The following is a 910-nucleotide window of genomic DNA, read 5'->3' as shown; positions in this document are numbered from 1 at the left end:
ATCTCCAGGACACCGTGGATGCGGCCCGCTGCGCCGGCCGGCACCGCGACCCGGCCGCCGTCGGGGTACTGATGCCGGCCGACGGAGGGCAGACCCGTGTCGGACAGACGACCGATCCACTGACCCGTCCGTTCCGAAAGACCCCGGCGCGCCACGGTCGCCACGCCCGGCGGCACGTAGCGCCAGCGCCCTGCTTCCGCGGGGGAGAATCCGGCGCTGCCCGCAAGGGTGAGCGAACCGTGGGAGCCCAGGGCCCAGATGGCCACGGCCACCGCGCCCAGCGGGGTCAGCGCGTGGGCCAGCAGGGAGTCGGCGACGCTCTGCGCGTCCTGGGCGGCCAGTGCGGCACTCTCCGCGGACCGCAGTCCCACCGCGGACGAGCCCTGTTCCGCCGCGCCGGGCGCGACGGTCCGGCTCGCCGTGGCCGCGAGAAAGGCGGTCGTCACTTCGGAGAGCCGATCCCGCGACGCCTGGTTGATCACCTCGACGGCGAACTCGAGCGGTGTCACACCCGCCTGTCCGGTCAGCTCGGCCAGCTGCCGAGCGGCCTGCGCCGGCCCGCACCCCAGCCGCTCGACGAGGATGCCCTTGGCCAGTTCGATCAGGGCGCGTCCGTCCGCCTCCGCCTGCGCCGCGCGGACCTCCCGGCGCAGCCGCTCCACGGCCGCCGCGAGCCGGCCGACGGGCGTCTGCCGGGCGGCCACGTCCTCGCCGTCCGCCCCGGCCCCCGTCGGATCCGTGCCGCTGCGGGCTCCGGGCAGCGAGGTGGGGCCCTGCCCAGGGGACGGATCAGCGCCGGTCGCCGGGTCGTCGGCGCCTGCCGGATCGGGCGGCTGGTGAAGTCGGCTCACGATGAGGCTGTTCCTCGCTTCGAACGTCCAGGGACGACACATGGCCGGCGGGTACACAC

General features: G+C 75.7%; 1 protein-coding gene. It reads right to left on the bottom strand.

The genetic code is table 11. The features are described 5' to 3' along the window. Nucleotides 1-851, bottom strand: an 851-nt coding sequence (locus tag TN53_RS44355; RefSeq protein ID WP_234441835.1) for an ANTAR domain-containing protein, incomplete at its 3' end; no start/stop codon positions are given. Nucleotides 852-910 lie beyond the last annotated feature (59 nt).

The organism is Streptomyces sp. WM6386 (genome assembly GCF_000972385.1).
Taxonomy (GTDB): domain Bacteria; phylum Actinomycetota; class Actinomycetes; order Streptomycetales; family Streptomycetaceae; genus Streptomyces.
Note: the sequence above shows the minus strand (reverse complement) of the source record. Positions and strands in the feature narration are given on the sequence as shown.